The organism is Brevibacillus brevis (genome assembly GCF_031583145.1).
GTDB lineage: Bacteria > Bacillota > Bacilli > Brevibacillales > Brevibacillaceae > Brevibacillus > Brevibacillus brevis_E.
In genome coordinates this window covers 4,158,347-4,173,350 of record NZ_CP134050.1, presented here as the reverse complement: position 1 = coordinate 4,173,350, position 15,004 = coordinate 4,158,347, and the positions used below count along the sequence as shown (strand labels likewise).

General features: G+C 44.4%; 20 protein-coding genes and 1 pseudogene. 18 read left to right on the top strand and 3 right to left on the bottom strand.

The genetic code is table 11. The features are described from left to right. Positions 1 to 19: 19 nt before the first annotated feature. Entirely contained in the window at positions 20 to 400 is a 381-nt protein-coding gene (locus tag RGB73_RS20745; protein WP_238501315.1) for a helix-turn-helix domain-containing protein, read from the bottom strand. 132 nt (positions 401 to 532) lie between these two features. Between RGB73_RS20745 and RGB73_RS20740 the strand changes: the two genes are divergently transcribed. The 6 genes from RGB73_RS20740 (at position 533) to recD2 (ending at position 4,974) form a co-directional block, all read left to right on the top strand. Beyond that, positions 533 to 784 (top strand): helix-turn-helix transcriptional regulator, encoded by a 252-nt coding sequence (locus RGB73_RS20740; protein ID WP_310764621.1) that lies wholly within the window; start codon positions 533 to 535, stop codon positions 782 to 784. Positions 785 to 813: 29 nt separating this feature from the next. Continuing rightward, on the top strand, positions 814 to 1,005 hold the full coding sequence (locus RGB73_RS20735; protein WP_024983297.1) for a helix-turn-helix domain-containing protein: 192 nt from the start codon (positions 814 to 816) through the stop codon (positions 1,003 to 1,005). 183 nt (positions 1,006 to 1,188) lie between these two features. Further along, positions 1,189 to 1,335, top strand: a complete 147-nt coding sequence (locus RGB73_RS20730) for a hypothetical protein (RefSeq protein WP_238501318.1) — start codon at positions 1,189 to 1,191, stop codon at positions 1,333 to 1,335. A gap of 138 nt (positions 1,336 to 1,473) precedes the next feature. After that, entirely contained in the window at positions 1,474 to 2,220 is a 747-nt protein-coding gene (locus tag RGB73_RS20725; RefSeq protein ID WP_238501319.1) for a hypothetical protein, read from the top strand. A 30-nt stretch (positions 2,221 to 2,250) separates the two neighbouring features. Beyond that, the gene (locus RGB73_RS30640) at positions 2,251 to 2,424 is read left to right on the top strand and encodes a DUF6906 family protein (RefSeq protein WP_396136119.1); all 174 of its coding nucleotides are present in this window, start codon (positions 2,251 to 2,253) and stop codon (positions 2,422 to 2,424) included. A 297-nt stretch (positions 2,425 to 2,721) separates the two neighbouring features. Beyond that, complete coding sequence (gene recD2 / locus RGB73_RS20720; protein WP_238501365.1) at positions 2,722 to 4,974, top strand: SF1B family DNA helicase RecD2; 2,253 nt, start codon at positions 2,722 to 2,724, stop codon at positions 4,972 to 4,974. A gap of 1 nt (position 4,975) precedes the next feature. On the opposite strand, the gene RGB73_RS20715 is transcribed toward recD2, so the two are convergent. Continuing rightward, a complete protein-coding gene (locus RGB73_RS20715; RefSeq protein WP_238501321.1) occupies positions 4,976 to 5,131 on the bottom strand; it encodes a hypothetical protein in 156 nt (51 codons plus the stop codon). Positions 5,132 to 5,236: 105 nt separating this feature from the next. Between RGB73_RS20715 and RGB73_RS20710 the strand changes: the two genes are divergently transcribed. The 7 genes from RGB73_RS20710 (at position 5,237) to RGB73_RS20680 (ending at position 9,166) form a co-directional block, all read left to right on the top strand. Then, positions 5,237 to 6,073, top strand: coding sequence for a DNA adenine methylase (locus tag RGB73_RS20710; protein ID WP_238501323.1), 837 nt, complete (start codon positions 5,237 to 5,239; stop codon positions 6,071 to 6,073). A gap of 3 nt (positions 6,074 to 6,076) precedes the next feature. Further along, positions 6,077 to 6,547 (top strand): hypothetical protein, encoded by a 471-nt coding sequence (locus tag RGB73_RS20705; protein WP_238501325.1) that lies wholly within the window; start codon positions 6,077 to 6,079, stop codon positions 6,545 to 6,547. Between the two features lie 45 nt (positions 6,548 to 6,592). Then, positions 6,593 to 6,985, top strand: a complete 393-nt coding sequence (locus RGB73_RS20700) for a DUF4406 domain-containing protein (protein WP_310764618.1) — start codon at positions 6,593 to 6,595, stop codon at positions 6,983 to 6,985. A 34-nt stretch (positions 6,986 to 7,019) separates the two neighbouring features. Beyond that, positions 7,020 to 7,481 (top strand): hypothetical protein, encoded by a 462-nt coding sequence (locus RGB73_RS20695; protein ID WP_310764617.1) that lies wholly within the window; start codon positions 7,020 to 7,022, stop codon positions 7,479 to 7,481. 369 nt (positions 7,482 to 7,850) lie between these two features. Continuing rightward, a complete protein-coding gene (locus tag RGB73_RS20690) occupies positions 7,851 to 8,186 on the top strand; it encodes a hypothetical protein (RefSeq protein ID WP_310764615.1) in 336 nt (111 codons plus the stop codon). 97 nt (positions 8,187 to 8,283) lie between these two features. Then, positions 8,284 to 8,400: a sigma factor-like helix-turn-helix DNA-binding protein gene (locus RGB73_RS20685; protein ID WP_310764613.1), complete on the top strand. Its 117-nt coding sequence runs from the start codon at positions 8,284 to 8,286 to the stop codon at positions 8,398 to 8,400. A gap of 193 nt (positions 8,401 to 8,593) precedes the next feature. Continuing rightward, positions 8,594 to 9,166 (top strand): sce7726 family protein, encoded by a 573-nt coding sequence (locus tag RGB73_RS20680; protein ID WP_238501333.1) that lies wholly within the window; start codon positions 8,594 to 8,596, stop codon positions 9,164 to 9,166. On the opposite strand, the pseudogene RGB73_RS20675 reads toward RGB73_RS20680, so the two are convergent. Then, positions 9,127 to 10,197 (bottom strand): annotated as a pseudogene (locus tag RGB73_RS20675) (beta family protein). The gene RGB73_RS20680 and the pseudogene RGB73_RS20675 overlap by 40 nt on opposite strands. 142 nt (positions 10,198 to 10,339) lie before the next feature. Here RGB73_RS20675 and RGB73_RS20670 point away from each other — a divergent pair. From RGB73_RS20670 to RGB73_RS20650, 5 genes are all read left to right on the top strand, one after another. Then, a complete protein-coding gene (locus RGB73_RS20670; protein ID WP_310764609.1) occupies positions 10,340 to 10,744 on the top strand; it encodes a hypothetical protein in 405 nt (134 codons plus the stop codon). A 151-nt stretch (positions 10,745 to 10,895) separates the two neighbouring features. Beyond that, positions 10,896 to 11,645 carry a hypothetical protein gene (locus RGB73_RS20665; protein ID WP_310764607.1) on the top strand — a complete coding sequence of 250 codons (750 nt, stop codon included), beginning with the start codon at positions 10,896 to 10,898 and terminating at the stop codon, positions 11,643 to 11,645. Between the two features lie 345 nt (positions 11,646 to 11,990). Next, positions 11,991 to 14,090: a DUF5348 domain-containing protein gene (locus RGB73_RS20660; RefSeq protein ID WP_310764604.1), complete on the top strand. Its 2,100-nt coding sequence runs from the start codon at positions 11,991 to 11,993 to the stop codon at positions 14,088 to 14,090. A gap of 21 nt (positions 14,091 to 14,111) precedes the next feature. Further along, complete coding sequence (locus RGB73_RS20655; RefSeq protein WP_238501340.1) at positions 14,112 to 14,546, top strand: reverse transcriptase-like protein; 435 nt, start codon at positions 14,112 to 14,114, stop codon at positions 14,544 to 14,546. 162 nt (positions 14,547 to 14,708) lie between these two features. Next, a complete protein-coding gene (locus RGB73_RS20650) occupies positions 14,709 to 14,969 on the top strand; it encodes a hypothetical protein (protein ID WP_238501341.1) in 261 nt (86 codons plus the stop codon). The last annotated feature ends 35 nt before the right edge of the window (positions 14,970 to 15,004 follow it).

Sequence of the window (15,004 nt, the reverse complement as noted above, 5' to 3'; positions counted from 1 at the left end):
GAAGCACTAGAATAAAGGATTATTTTTCCCGTTCCTTCGCTCGTCTTTCTTTCATCCTACGGAACAGTTCCAAGCTCTCTTTTAAATACTCAGCTTCCTCTTCGGTAAGATCTTCTCCGCCAGTAATAAAGGCAAGGCCCATGCGTGCCTCTTTATCGTCCTTTTTGTCGGAAGGGGCAGGATCGTCAGTACGACCGAGGAGATAATCGACGGAAACCCCGAAGTAGTCGGCAATCTTTTCTAAGCGCTCACGCCTCGGAATGTTATCATCAGACGATTCATAACGGCGGATCGTCGATTCCGGAATTTCTAAGGCTGCTGCAAGAGCCTCTTGTGTTAGCCTTTTTTTTGACCGAAGTTCCTTAAGTCTATCTTTAAACCCCATTATTATCACGCTCATTTCTTGCCTCCATTCTACAAAATAACGTTCATAAAATAAACGCTCAATATTTGAACAAAAACCATTGACACGCTCATTTATCGAGCGTATATTATAATTGCAAGGTTCAAAAAATGAGCTTAACAAAGTGAGGTGAAAGGAAATGAAAAAAAACTCGCCCCTCGCCAGAATTTAATTAAGTCACGTAAAGATCGTGGGATGACCCAAGACGATCTGGCAGCCATGGCAAATCTTTCTCGTGCAATGCTTTCAAATATCGAGCGAGGGTATACATTACCGTCATTGCCAACTGCGTATCGGATTGCAAAGGTTTTGAAACGTTCAATTGAGTATCTTTTTTTTGAAGATAACGCTCAAAAAATGAGTGAAGATAAATCCGCCTGATAGGTTAATCCATAAAGTAGGTGATACTCATGAATCAAGGAATACTGACCCCCGCTGAATGTGCGAAATACATCGGCGTCCACCGTGACACGATTTACGCGATGGTTCGCAAAAAGGAAATCCCGCATTTTCGGGTTCGCTCCCGCATTTTCTTCCGAGTTGAGAGCATCGACGCCTGGATGCGTGAACAGGAACAGAAAAACACCAAGTCTTCGGCCTAGTAACTCAACATCTTTTTGAATATTCTAGCTGTTTCTCTTTCTTAGTTCTATTCCTGCTTTTTCCTACTCGCTGTTTTCATTATCTCCACTTTACGCGATTGTCATGCTGCACGGAGGAGTATGATGCCCGGTATTTGATCCAGATCTGTCACCCAACAACGGAATCCGAGGAGGGAGATCCATATGGAACGTTCCCTGGTAGAGAAGGCATTCATTGAGCTGCAAGATGCTCAGTCCAATTTGAAGGAAACAGGTTTCTCGTCACCCTTTTTGCTTACGGAACCTGGATTAAAAAAAGCTGAATCCATATGCACAGATACCAAAAAGTAGTGGTTACTCAGGGGAAGTTAGTCTTCCCTATCGTTTTTCTTACAAGTTGAAACTGAGTAGTAACAAAAGGACACGATCATAAAGGCGCTTGTCCATTTGTTAGTGGTCAGATTCGGAAAAAAGTGGGGAGGGGTCGTTATGCAATACGTTGAGCTGATGGTTTTGAGCGGTCGGGAACACAACGTTTTGAATCTTCTCAAGAAGAAAATTGAAATGCTGGCTGAGTCCGATGATTCATACGCGTTCCTGAGAGATGTGGTTGTATGTCACTTCCGGAAGGGGGTCTCTCAGGTTTCCAGCCGAGTCAAATATAGCTATGAAAAGGGGGTGAAAAGCTACCTGTTTATCGGTGCCGATCTGATGAATTGGACCACCGATCAACTGGAGAAGTTGTATTGCGTTTTAACAAGCGGCATCCCATTTGTGATCGGGTTGGTTCGGAAGTGGCAGCAGATTCAACAGCGGCTGTTTACTTCTCAGGAAGAGATGGAACGCATGGCTCGTAATCTCGGTACAGAATTGGAGCCGGAGATTCGCCTGGTGTTACCTGAAAAAGAGACTGACACTGTTCAGGCGGTTGAGATCCAGGCTGCAGTTGAAGAAGCCAAGGCTGAAAACGTGGTTCGTAAGTGCGTGTCTTTCAAGGAGATGGTGGATCGCTTCAAACAAAAAGTGAGTTCGATTGGGCAGAGGATAGAGGAAAGGGAGATCGGTCGAAAACCCAAGCGGGTCCTTTCTCTCTCTTACGACTTTGTTCTTGATTTGATTAAGCGACACTTGCCCCAGGCGATCCAACCCAACGTGTTCATCCCGACAGAATGGCTAATCAAGTGGCTGCCGGTACTGATTGAAGAAGATATGAGGCATCGGGGATCAGTGGCTTGACGGTGGAATTAAGGAGAAGGAGTTGAGACATTGAAAAACGGGAAAAACTTGACACGAACGCAAAAACTCGTACTTCTTAGCTGTGACCTTAATCCGAAGGATTGGCTGCTAAGCAAAAAACTGCCCGATATGTGGCTGCTCGTTCATCGGCGGACAAAACAAACATTAGCATTATCGCTCAAGAGGAGCTCAGATGCGAGTTAAATTGCCCTGTGGACAACATTTCATCCACTTGGTGGATATTAGCTTGCATTATTTGAGCTGTACTTCTTGTTGAAGTAAAAACAATGGAGGCAGATAACAATGGATTCGTTTAAACGAGCGAAAATAATAGCTGGCATCCTTTGGCTTGTTACATTGTTTATTATGTTTTATTGGGGGGAGAGATGAGGTCATGTTGTTTGATCCATAGTGTAAGCCTGTAACCCGAGTTGATTTCGTTACCAAACTTAAAACTACTATATCAAAAAAGTGACACAACGAGGAGGTGTAACATTGAGTGTGAAAACCGGAACATTAGTCCGTTATAAGTTTCGGCAACCGAACAACGACTTCATTGTTGCCATTCTTAAGCAAGACGATGGCGAAGAAATTACCATCATCGGGACTATTTATGGGGTAGAGCCAAACGAGAAAATCACGGTTTACGGCGATTGGTTTAAACATCCCCAGTTTGGCGAACAGTACCGTGTCGAGCGTTGGGAACGTCCGATTCCGAAAAGCAAGGAACAGGTGATTGCTTTCCTCTCTTCGTCCCTGGTGAAAGGCTGCGGAGAGAAAAGAGCCAAGCAGATTATTGATGTCCTTGGTGAGAACGCATTAGATATTATCATGAAAGACGGAGAAGCCTGCTTGCTGCCGATCCGTGGAATTGGTCAGCAAAAGGCATCTTCTATTGTCTCCAGTGTCCGGGCATCGTTTGAGGTTCAACAGATCATGATGGAGCTGTCACAGTACGGTATAAGTACAAGTATTGTCGTGAAGGCCTACAAAGAGTTTGGCTCCAACACGCTGGACATTATCAAGCGGAATCCGTACCAGCTCACCAAACTGGATCTCATCGGCTTTCTTAAGGCAGACGAAATCGCAAAAAGAATAGGCATCATGCCCAATTCGATGTTCCGGATTGAATCCTGTGTGGATTATGTTCTGAAAAAGATGTGCTTCGATTTTGGCCATTGCTTCATTCCAGAAGCAGAGTTGATCGATGAGGTTCTGAAGGTTCTCAACCACAACACGGACGTACACATTACACGGGAAGAGGTAGAACAGGGGATTTTTCAGCTGGAGGAAAACGGCCGCCTCATTATTGAGGAAGAGGGAGTCTATCCTCCTTTTTTGTATCGCTCCGAAAAGAGACTGGCCCAACTCCTGCTCAAATTTATGCGAAGCGGCAGTAACAACGTAAACATGGCTGCTATCGATACTGCCATCAAAGACTACCAGGTACGTTCCAAAATCGTATTGGCGGAAGGACAACGTGAGGCGATCCGGAAGTTGTTCACTGAAAACCTGTTGATCTTAACCGGTGGTCCAGGATGCGGGAAAACCGCAAGCGTAAAAGCCGTCATTGATGTGTATCAACGGCTTAACCCAGTGGCAAGTATTGCTTTGGCTGCACCGACAGGACGGGCCAGCCGCAAACTGACGGAGGTAACCGGACTGGATGCGGCCACCATTCACAGACTCATTAACTTCCGGCCGGGAGAGGAGCCAGAATTCAACGAAAGCAATCCGCTTGAAGCAGATTTACTCATCGTCGATGAAATATCCATGATGGACATACAGCTGGCCGATCTGCTGTTCAGAGCGATCAACCCGAACAAAACGAAAGTACTACTGGTAGGGGATCAGGATCAGCTCCCTTCCGTGAACCCAGGAAATGTACTAAAAGATATGTTGGACGCTGGCGTTCCGCACGTGCGGCTCACAGAAGTCTTTCGCCAGGCGCAAAACAGCCAGATTGTTACCAATGCTCACCGGATCAATAAAGGCGAGTCGATTGTCATTGATCCAGCGAAACAGGACTTTTACTTCATCCAGCGGGAAAAGCCGGAAGAGATCGCTGCTACGATTCGGAACAGCGTCGTGAGGTTTACGCAGCTTGGATACACCGCTGCAGATATTCTTGTCCTCAGTCCCATGAAAAAGGGACCCATTGGAACAGAAGAGCTGAATCGTGTGCTCCAGGAAACCCTCAATCCCTCTGCCCCCAATAAGGAAGAAATCGTGGTCGGGAAAACAGTCTTTCGAGTCGGGGACAAGATTATTCAGACCAAAAACAACTACGCGAAAGAGGTTTATAACGGCGATATCGGTAAGATTGATCGGATTGATTACCTGCTGGACAAAGAAGGGCACGTAACGGAAGAGAAAGGTCTGTACTGCACGATCAACGGCCAAGCGGTGACATACACAAAGGAAGAATTACATGAGCTTCAACTGGCCTATAGTATCACCATACACAAGTCGCAGGGAGGGCAGGCTCCCATCGTCATCATACCGGTATCGACCAGTCATTACATCATGCTTGCGAGAAATCTCATTTACACCGGAATCACCCGAGCCGAATCCAAAGTAGTCTTGGTGGGAACCAAAAAAGCCTTGCAAATTGCGATTAAGAACAACAAGATTGTGGCACGTAATACGAGACTAACCAAACGAATCGTTGAGGACATTCAGCTATATGGACTGAACAAGGCAGCCCCGACTCTTCCTAATTGGGAGGAGAGAAGGGCTGTTGATTTTTCCTAGCTTATAAAGCTTCCGGGAAAACGAAGGCGACTTGGCCTGCGGCAAGATCAAGACAGTCATCCTGCTCAATGAGAAATGGAATCTCCATGGAGACTAAGGCATCACGAAGGTAGCTGACCTCCTGCCAGGGGACTGGATAGTAAAACGACTTTTCCATACGATCACGCTCCTTGTGGTGAGCGTAGCATACCGGGTTGGGACAAAAAAGGTTTTACACAAGCTCAATTATGTTAAATGGCCTGACGGAAGGAGGACGTAAACAGTGAAGGTCTCACGGATACTACACTATCCCGGAAGCAAATGGAGCATGGCTGACTGGATCATCGAGCATATGCCGGAGCATGAGACTTACCTGGAGCCGTTTTTCGGAAGCGGCGCTGTCCTTTTCAACAAGCCGCCCTCCAAGATCGAAACGGTGAACGACCTGGACGGCCAAGTGGTCAACCTCTTCCGGGTAATCCGGGACCGGCCGGAGGAATTGGCGGAAAAGATAAGATGGACGCCATACTCCCGGCAGGAGTATTACGACAGCTACGAGCCGACTGGCGACGAGCTAGAGGACGCCCGACGGTTCCTGATTCGCTGCTGGATGGCACGCGGGGGTAAGACAAGCGATAGAACCGGTTGGCGGCACATCATCGACACGAACGGACCATCTGTAACGAAATCTTGGGCGGAATTGCCGGAGAAGATTCTTGCTGTGACGGAACGCCTGCGGTACGTGCAGATCGAGCAGCAACCAGCGCTGCAACTTATTGAACGGCACCGGCGGTCTGAGGTCTTGATTTACGCCGATCCTCCTTATGTCCTGGCGACACGGAACAACCGGATGTACAAACATGAAATGACGGATGCCGACCACCTGGAGCTGCTTGATGCTCTCGATGCCCATCCTGGTCCGGTTTTGCTTTCTGGTTACGAGCATCTCTTGTATGACGAACGCCTGGCGCACTGGTATAGGGAAACCAAATTCGTGCAAGCTGAAGGCGGGAAAAGGCGTAAGGAAGTCCTCTGGATCAATCCGCTGGCTGCGCAGCAGGTTGGGCAACAAACAATCTTTTCGCTGCCGGGGTACAGCTGGGGTAGGTGGGGGGTGTAGGACATGTCTTGGACCTTGATTAATAAGGGTGATCACAGAGCGCTGCAGTTGGCAGACAGGCACTACACCCGCCAGAAACCCGGAAGTAATCAGTTTTGTAGGCCGAGAAAGAACTTGGTCCTGCTTACAGAGGATGAAAAAGCGCTGTGGGTGACATGGAACGGTATCCGGGATGATGGCTGGGACGCTTGGGAATGTACCTTGTTCCGTAACGAGGGGAATTACCTCTCAAGTCACCTGATCGTGTTGGCGCTGGGGATTACACGGCACCTTTGGGGAGAACCGCCGGCAGAAGGGATCATCACCTACGTCGGAGAGCATTTGCGAGGCGGTTGCTTTCACGCAGCGGGATTCCGGAAGGTGGGGATGAGCAAGAGCGGCAGACTCCTGCTGCAGCTCCCACCGGACCGGTTCCCACCAGCAATGGAACCGGCTGAGGGTGGATTGTTCCGGCACGAAATCATCATTGCTTGAGGCATTTAACACAATGCTCAATTTGATAATCAGGGAGGGAAACGAATGGAAAATCAACGTATTGGCGTATGTTCAGTTTGCGACGAGCCGATCCACTATAAATACCCTTGCAGATGCAGAAGGGAAAAACCAAGGGTCATCACCCTATGCGGATCGACACGATTCAAAAGAGAGTTTGAAGAGGTCAATAAAAACCTTACATTGCAAGGGAACCTCGTGATATCGGTTGGCGTGTTTGGCCATAGCGAAGGCATCCAATTGTCAGAGCAAGAAAAGCAGATGCTGGACAATATCCACTTAAGAAAAATTGACATGGCAGATGAGATTTATGTGATCAATTTCGGTGGATACATTGGTTCTAGCACAAAGAACGAGATCGAATATGCTAAGGCAACCGGTAAGGAAATACGGTATCACGACGAAAAAGCGGTAAATTAACACGATAGTTACTCAGAAAAGGGAGGAAAGAACGATGGAAAACAAAGGTTTGTATGTGAAGTACGATGTCCGCAAGGTGGACACCGGCGAGCTGGTAAACGATTGCTTTGTACTCCGGCCAGATAAGGACAGAGCAGCATTTGCTGCACTGCGTGCTTACGCGGAACAAACTACAAATGACGAGTTGCGTAAAGACATCAATCAGTGGCTTGATTCCATTCTGGCTGAAAAGACCAAGGGGTTAAAAGCTTTCGCCATCGGACCTGATCGCTATGAGGTAGTGGTCGGATATGATCGGGAATCTGTCGTTGACTGGTACAAGCGGCACACCGGGGTCAGCGAAGAGGACTTTGCTGATTACGCAGTCGACGACTATCCGATGGACAAGCCGAACAAAGTGGAGTCACCTAGCGGCATTGGCTATATCACGACGACTGTACGTGAATGGGTGCAGGATGTTAAGCAATTTCCTTGCGTTGCGTGGTGGACGGAGTAGACAGGCATTGGGAGCAGTCTTCCATGGCTGCTCCTGGATACACAACGGTAACCGAGACAAGGAGAGAGTTATTGAACACATCTGATAATTCATCATTTTCGCTTTTGTGTAATTAGCCTCATAACAAAATATATAGATACGATGATCACTAAGACAAGCATGACCCAGCTTTCGCTATTTATACCACCGTTACCAATCAAATCTAATTTGAGCATGGTTGTTAAAATTACAATGGAAATGACAATATCTAATATGACTCTTTTCACTATATGTCACCTTTTCACAAATATTTCAAATGCCAGTATTACCCAAATCATAAGCTTATTGGTATTAATCACAACACACGATTTGTTAAATGGGGGTATGAACATGGCCGGATCGGCAACCGAAAGGAGATATGCGGTAGGCGAAATTGTTCCAGAAGGTTACGAATACGATAATCGCGGATTGAAATACGGGGATACCGTAACTTTGAACGAAGACGTGCTGATCAAGCTTGAGCCATTTTTTGAAAACATCATTATTCCCAAGGGGGCAAAAGGAACGATCAAGGGGTTGGACATTGAGAGTGGATCTTTTTTCAACCAAGTCGGTGATAAACATATGCCGGTTTGGTATAGAGGCCACAAAGTTTACTTCGACGTTTTCAGTCAGTATGAGTGCTTGCACGAAAACTTTTGGCAGAAATCGAACCTTACAAGCTAGACAAGGTCAGCAACGTAATAGACCTCGCAGAAAAAATTAAAGCACGCAGTTAACACAACATTACGATTGTACCCTGGGGAGGGAACGGGAATGCTACGTGCTGGCGCATGGAGAATGCTTCACTCATTCACAGATTGCGGATATGCTCGGCATAACAAAGAGCAGCGTAGACACTCACATCAAGCGCGCTCAGCAAAAATATCGGATCGTGTGATGAACAGCCTCTTCTTAATCAGTTGAGCCTGTTTTTTGTCGTGCGAATGCCAATAGTAAGTGAAAGGACATTTTCTTTCACGAACCCCTCCTTACCGCCTCGGAAACGGGGCGAGATTTTTATCTATGGCAGGAATATGCATTCAAACGTCAAAGTATACTAAGGCCAAGAAACTAAGGAACGGGATGTAAGTATGGAAAAGCTACGTGACCAAGATGTTAGGGAGGTACTACTTGAGTTCCTTTCATCTGAACATCGAGATGAGCCAGATACCAGGATCATTAATGAATTGGGAATTGATTTTGGTGCTTCAAGAGTAGATGTCGCGGTTGTTAACGGTATACTACACGGTTATGAGATTAAGAGCGAAAGCGACAATCTAAAAAGACTTCCAAAGCAAATGGAATATTATAATCGGTTATTTGAACGAGTTACTATTGTGGTTGACGAGAAGTATTATGATGAAGTTAAAGTCACTGTGCCCAACTGGTGGGGGATTACAACTGTTAAGAAGAGAGCAGGAGAAGTCAAATTAATAAGCAAAAGAAAAGGACGTAAGCAAACGTCCCAAGATAAAGAGTTGCTATTAAAATTACTTTGGAAAGATGAATTAGAGAAGCTAGTTGATGTTCTGGGTTATTCAAAAAAGCTAAAAAGGCTTACCAAATCTCAACTTTTGGATATTTTTGCAGGTGAGAAAGATATCGATGTGATAAAGAATTTTGTTTATACCTCTCTCAAAACTAGAGAATTCTGGCGGAAGTAATTAATAGTAAATTCAATATGGTGGCTAATGCCGTATTCAATTAATTTGTTGTGACTTTTTATTACAATTTTCCTATGTGCCCCGTCGTGTATAGCTTTGTCGCCATCGGAGAAGTTTTTTCCATTATATGCCTTGCTCAGAATAATTTCATTGCATACTTTCACAAATGTCTCTATGCCATTATCTTTGATTAATGTAGATTTACCAACCATATAAGAGTCGGATGTAGTGTAAAAGACTTTTAAGTAAGTATTTTCTTGCTTAATTTTTTTTCCTTCATCTGGCTCTGGAGTGAGTCTAACTGTGTAGTCCGAGTACAGCAATGAACGGTGTTTTTGTTTTAGCTTCAAGTAGGTTGCAAAGTCACTACGGGGTGCAATTTTATTGAAAGTCATAGGCTTTGCTTTATCGGCATTGGCAGGGCAAGAGGACAAGCAAATAATTGGAGTAGCATTTTGAAGTTTAGTAAATACCTCTACGGCACTTTCGATTCTAGTCGCATTACTGATCTTATCGAAAAAGTCTATAATGATAAATTTTTTAACAGCGTTATCAAAGTACTTTTTAATAATGGTGTCTACACGATCAAATATTATGCTGTCCAGCACTTCATCAGACTACCAACACCTTATACGAACGGCGATTTTGTCAGGATTACTCTTTGCAATAGCTTCGACATACCAATCTGCAGAATCAAAATGGAAAGCAGGGATGTAATTTAATCCTTGCTCTTTAAATTTTTGCGAGCAATAGCTGACCAAATCAACACCTTTATCGGACAAGAGTTGGTTGTTAGGACTGCCAATAAAATCGAAAGCTTGACGGAAGTCGTAAATGAATTCCCTATCTTCAAAAGTTTTTTTGAAATACGTTCCAATTGTTTTGAATGTTTCCCACCATTTTGAACGATTACTGGTGGCGATACGTCTTGATTCAATTATTGGTATAATTGCTTTTTTTGTTTCTTCTTTTAGATTAGAGTAGGCGCCGATTTCTGCATTTGAATGTCTAAGAACAGGAAAATAACTCACAAAAAATACCATCCTTTCCATGTTGATTAACTATATTATTCTATCGATAGCATTACACACCTTCCAAATGTCAGAAAATGTCGGACGAAAGTTGTAGGAATATGGTCGCTAGTGGCGAATTGTCGAGGTGGGAGGGATTTTCATGAATCCAATTTATTTTGCTTACGCTCAAGCTGTTGCAAAAATTGGTGGAGCCATAAGAGAAACCGCTAATAAATATGGCGAGATTAGTAGTTGCAAGCCAGAAACAATAGATGACATAAGGGCAATGAAAGAAGGCTACCAACAATTACTGAAGGAATTCAAAAGTCAAAAAGCGGAGTTAAATAGCATAACAGCTCCTGGCATTGTAGAAAATGAGCACGCACAATTGGTAAACATTTTCTCAGAGTATATACAGGCTATCCAGAGTCTTATCAATTCACTTGATATTGACAACGTAAAGGCGGATACAACAATGTTTGAAGGAGGGTTAGAAAAACAGAGACTAGCTTCTGCCAAAATTGTGGCGATTACAAAAGTTATGGCGGAAAAATTAAGTAAGTGACAAGCACCCACGCGGTGCTTTTTCTTTTTTGTGGAGAAGATCTTTTAGTTAAATCATCGGTATTCCGTTGATAAGGCGGATAACATCAAACCCAGTTCCAGGAAAGGATCAAAAATCCCCACTAGCGAATTTAATTAGCGGGGGGATGAAAGTGGAAGCTGAAAAGTTGTATGAAATTGCAGATATGCATCATTGGCTAGATTATCAACCACATGAAGGGCATTACGGAAACTATAGTCCGGGTCAAGTTGTTGCTGCCTTTAAAATATCTGACGTTTATCACACATTTTGTTTTGCTCGTTCATCATTATGTTTCTTGGAGCTGGACAATTATGGGCAGATGATAGAAAAACATGATCAATTACATGTTACTTGGGCTAAAGCACATTTTTTTCTTAATGCTTTAGCTTGCTACAATTATTGTGTTGATTTGTCCTGGCAAGCTGCTTGGCTTTATTATGCCGTAGATGAATATCAAGTGATAGAAGATGAAGAGCAATACAATTCATTGTTGGAAGAATGTTATTTTGACGAATTGTGGTGGCAACTTACTCTACTCAAGCAATTTAAGCTTAGGAATCACCTCCAAGCTTTCAAGAGTAATAGAACATTTCACCTTGTACGTGAAAAGTATAATTATCAAAAACATCGTGGAACATTTCACTTTGTTGGTATGGGACAGAACCCTAAAAAATTCATGGGCAGTGTTAATGGCTTTAAACCCAAATTATTGGCAAGGGAAGAAATCAATATCGACGAATGGAAAGAGATCTTAATAGAGTTTGATCTCTTGTTTGTTAGGTATTTTGACCAGTTAATAAACATGTTGCTTCCTAAGGACTTTGCAAATATGCCATTCGACTTCACTTTTGAAGGTTTACAGAAAATTAAAGGGTCATAAGTAAAAATATTAGAGGACCTAAACTTTTTTTACATTCCAAAACAAACTCAATTGGGTGGTGGTGGTAATGTAGTGCGCCAATTCGTCGACCCGGACACCAGTGAAGTTTTCTATGAGGAGCAACCTCCGGCGCCCCGACGAGATCATCAAGGTATTCCGGCCAGCCGACCGTAGCGTTGAGTTCGTGAAAATCAAAGCCAGCCAGAAGGCAAAGCGACGGCTCAGAAAACTGGCACTCGTCGAGGCTGTTTTTTGATGAAGGTGGTATGAAAAAAACAACAAAAACTATAAGAAAGGAGGAAAGAAAAAGGGACTAGATGCCGCTAGTCCCTTTTGAATCTCAATATGAACACAAACAAATTATACCAACTTTATGTGTATTTGGTCAACCATTCCTTTGTTCGTATCAGTGATGTTGCAGATGTTTTTGCAGTTCACAGAGCTACCGTTTGGAGGAATATACGGAAACTTGAAATTGCCAATCTGATCCAGACACAACGGACATGTGAAGGGGTCAAAATCGAAAAGGTGGGTGAGTGGCGGCAGGATGCTACCCAGGTTAAAGTAGTCCCAAGAAAAGCACGGGACAGTAATGTTGCATCCAAGACTGTCCTTAAAGAAAAGATTAGGATTCAGGAGGTGGGGGGCAGAGGAGACGCCAGAACGGAACAGGTCGTTCCCAATGTTGCAATGGGAATGGAAAGCGATGTTGCATTTGTCCCCAGCTGCAATTGCATGGATAAAGCAGGTAATGTTGCATTCCAAGAACCGGCAGCCGCTAATGGAGTATATATAAAAAAGTATATATTACCCCAGTTGGTTACGCGCGCGTGTGTGAATCCTGCAACGTTGGTCAATCAGCAGTCGGGGGCCACGGCTCTAAAACCAATTGATTGTGACGAGGGTGAAATCACTGCGGCTTCTCTCGCGAGTGCATTGATTTTACCCTCGAAAGTTTCCACGGACCGAGCTCGAGCTGCTGCAACATGGATACGAGAATGGATTGACCTCCCGGTATATTTCCGTCATCTTGGGATTACGGTTCAAAGAGAAAACCGATCGGGTGAACATCCTTGCTTGTGCCCGCTCCATGGGGATACCGAACCAAGTATGTATGCCAACAGGGAAAAAGGCATCTGGTACTGCCATGCCTGCTCCATTTCTGGCGATGCTGCGGAAATGGTTCGACACATGTACGGAATGCGCTTTGGAGATGCGGTACGGAAGGTGCTTAAGGACGTAAGACAGCTATTGTTCAAAGGCGAAACCCGAGTGCTTTTAGCAATACCAGGGGAGGTTTATCGGGCTTGGATTGATTTGGGAAAATACAAGAGACCCCGCAACCAATCTTCGTGTAAGCAGAAGACGACTACTGTTTCAAATAAACTTCTCAAAATGCAACGACGGGAGCTGGCGCATAAGTATGCTGCCGATCTTTGTCTCTCCCAAGATGCCCAGAACTATCTAAGAGAAAGGGGATTGGATGCTAATACCATCCGAACGTATGGCATTGGATGGGATCAGAAGACCAACAGTATCGTATTCTCCAACCGAGACGCAGTAACAGGGGATGTGCTTGGGTTTACGTACAGATCCATTGCACCCACTTCCAAAAAACGATACCGCAATACGCCTGACGACAGCCTCTTTCAAAAAGGGGCTGTTTTATTTGGCCTTTATGAAGTGCTGAAAGAGGCAAAACGCAGCAAGACACTCTATTTAGTAGAGGGGGGATTTGATGCAATCTTAATGCGCCAAGAGCTTCGGGTACCAGCTGCGGCCATGCAAGCTTCACATCTATCAATAGAACAAGCGTGCCTAATAGAACGGGTTGTTGGGAAAGATGTGAAGATTTACGTTGTCCGAGATAATGACGAGGCGGGCGGAAAAGGGATTGAACTGACCAAAAAAACGTTACAGAGTAAGGGTTTCGATTATGAGGTGTTGAGACCGAAGAATGTTTTTAAGGATATTGCCGAGCAACTTCAAACTGAAAAACAAGAGAGGATGAGGAAAATGGGCAAAATCAATACCATGAAAGAATTGCTGGGGAAACTCCCATTATCGGTAACTGTTCAGAAGGTGAATCAAATCCTCGAAAATATAGAGCCGAGCGTTTTATCTGCTGATGAGCGATTGGAATATCATCTGCTGAACAGAGTAACAGAACACTTGGAAGCAGCTTTGTATGATCTTAGCTATTTGAACAAGAAGGTTACCGCTCAGGGACGTTTGTACAAAAACAGCAGCGGCAGATATGCCATCAATGAGGATCATTACTTCACCTGCGGAGAGACCATCGAAATATTGGTGAACGAAGAAGAGGACGGTGGATATTGGGTACGAACCAGGATTGAACATAATGGGGAAGACTATTACGCGGTAGATCGGCCAAAGATCAGTCTCCAAGGTACGATGGCGAGAGTTCGATATCGGCAAGGATGAAAAAAGGATGGTGCAGACAAGATGTATACAGGTTGCTTTGACATTACCCGAAACAAGAAGAATTTGTATGCTATTGCGTGGTTAATTTCTCCAGAAGGAGAAAGGGTGTGGCAATTTCAAGAGCGTGTTGAAGGACTTGATCGGAACGAGGCGTACTATCATGCGCTCCAGGTGTTGCTTGAAGAAATACTCGCCCGTGGCATTACAGCGGTAAAGTTACTCGGTACAAATTCCCTTGTCATGAAACAGGCAAGTGGCCAATGGCAGGCCAAAAAAGCACGTCTGTTCAACTATTGTGTAAAGGTAAGAAGCATGCTTGCAAATCTTCAACATTTTCGGTTTGAGCGGTTGGATCGAGAGCAGCAGGAAGAGGAACAGGGGATGTCATTCAATTCTGTTACTCGTGTAGGAGGGGGAAATGAGGTGGAACAATTTGTCGTGGTGAGTTTCTGGTAAATTGGTACTTGAAAACATTCCCATGATGATTTATACTATGTATTGACAATATGAAAGTGCTTGAATTATACGCACATTCCGAATCGCTTGGAAAAGCGATATTTTTATTGCTCAAACATCTCAAATTCATCCATATTTGTATGATGGTTGGAGGTATTGCTATTGAAATTAATTCCCGTGACCTTACGTGACTTTCCGTATTTACAGCCTGTTGAGTGGACGTTCAAGAAAAAGGGGTATCGAGGGAAGGTTACATTTCGCCGTGATACCCAAACCTACGTTTTTGAGATTGAATCTCCAAAAAAGTATCGGTCCTTGGATGACGGGAAAGTATTTGGATCACTTGAGGAAGCGAGAAAAGCGGCAGAATCTAAAATTGACATGTTCGATACCGTATTTGGTCGGTTACTAGCTTTGAAGTAGGAGGCCCTGTTGCAAGGGCTTTTTGTTTTGTACAC

Bases quoted from the DNA above. Each gene is read 5' to 3' on its own strand.
- RGB73_RS20700 (WP_310764618.1), top strand. From the start codon at position 6,593: ATGGAAAATCAACGTATTGGCGTATGTTCAGTTTGCGACGAGCCGATC.
- RGB73_RS20745 (WP_238501315.1), bottom strand. From the start codon at position 400: ATGAGCGTGATAATAATGGGGTTTAAAGATAGACTTAAGGAACTTCGG.
- RGB73_RS20670 (WP_310764609.1), top strand. From the start codon at position 10,340: ATGAATCCAATTTATTTTGCTTACGCTCAAGCTGTTGCAAAAATTGGT.
- RGB73_RS20715 (WP_238501321.1), bottom strand. From the start codon at position 5,131: ATGGAAAAGTCGTTTTACTATCCAGTCCCCTGGCAGGAGGTCAGCTAC.
- RGB73_RS20730 (WP_238501318.1), top strand. From the start codon at position 1,189: ATGGAACGTTCCCTGGTAGAGAAGGCATTCATTGAGCTGCAAGATGCT.
- RGB73_RS20690 (WP_310764615.1), top strand. From the start codon at position 7,851: ATGGCCGGATCGGCAACCGAAAGGAGATATGCGGTAGGCGAAATTGTT.
- RGB73_RS20705 (WP_238501325.1), top strand. From the start codon at position 6,077: ATGTCTTGGACCTTGATTAATAAGGGTGATCACAGAGCGCTGCAGTTG.
- RGB73_RS20725 (WP_238501319.1), top strand. From the start codon at position 1,474: ATGCAATACGTTGAGCTGATGGTTTTGAGCGGTCGGGAACACAACGTT.
- RGB73_RS20680 (WP_238501333.1), top strand. From the start codon at position 8,594: ATGGAAAAGCTACGTGACCAAGATGTTAGGGAGGTACTACTTGAGTTC.
- RGB73_RS20655 (WP_238501340.1), top strand. From the start codon at position 14,112: ATGTATACAGGTTGCTTTGACATTACCCGAAACAAGAAGAATTTGTAT.
- RGB73_RS20695 (WP_310764617.1), top strand. From the start codon at position 7,020: ATGGAAAACAAAGGTTTGTATGTGAAGTACGATGTCCGCAAGGTGGAC.
- RGB73_RS20735 (WP_024983297.1), top strand. From the start codon at position 814: ATGAATCAAGGAATACTGACCCCCGCTGAATGTGCGAAATACATCGGC.
- RGB73_RS20660 (WP_310764604.1), top strand. From the start codon at position 11,991: ATGAACACAAACAAATTATACCAACTTTATGTGTATTTGGTCAACCAT.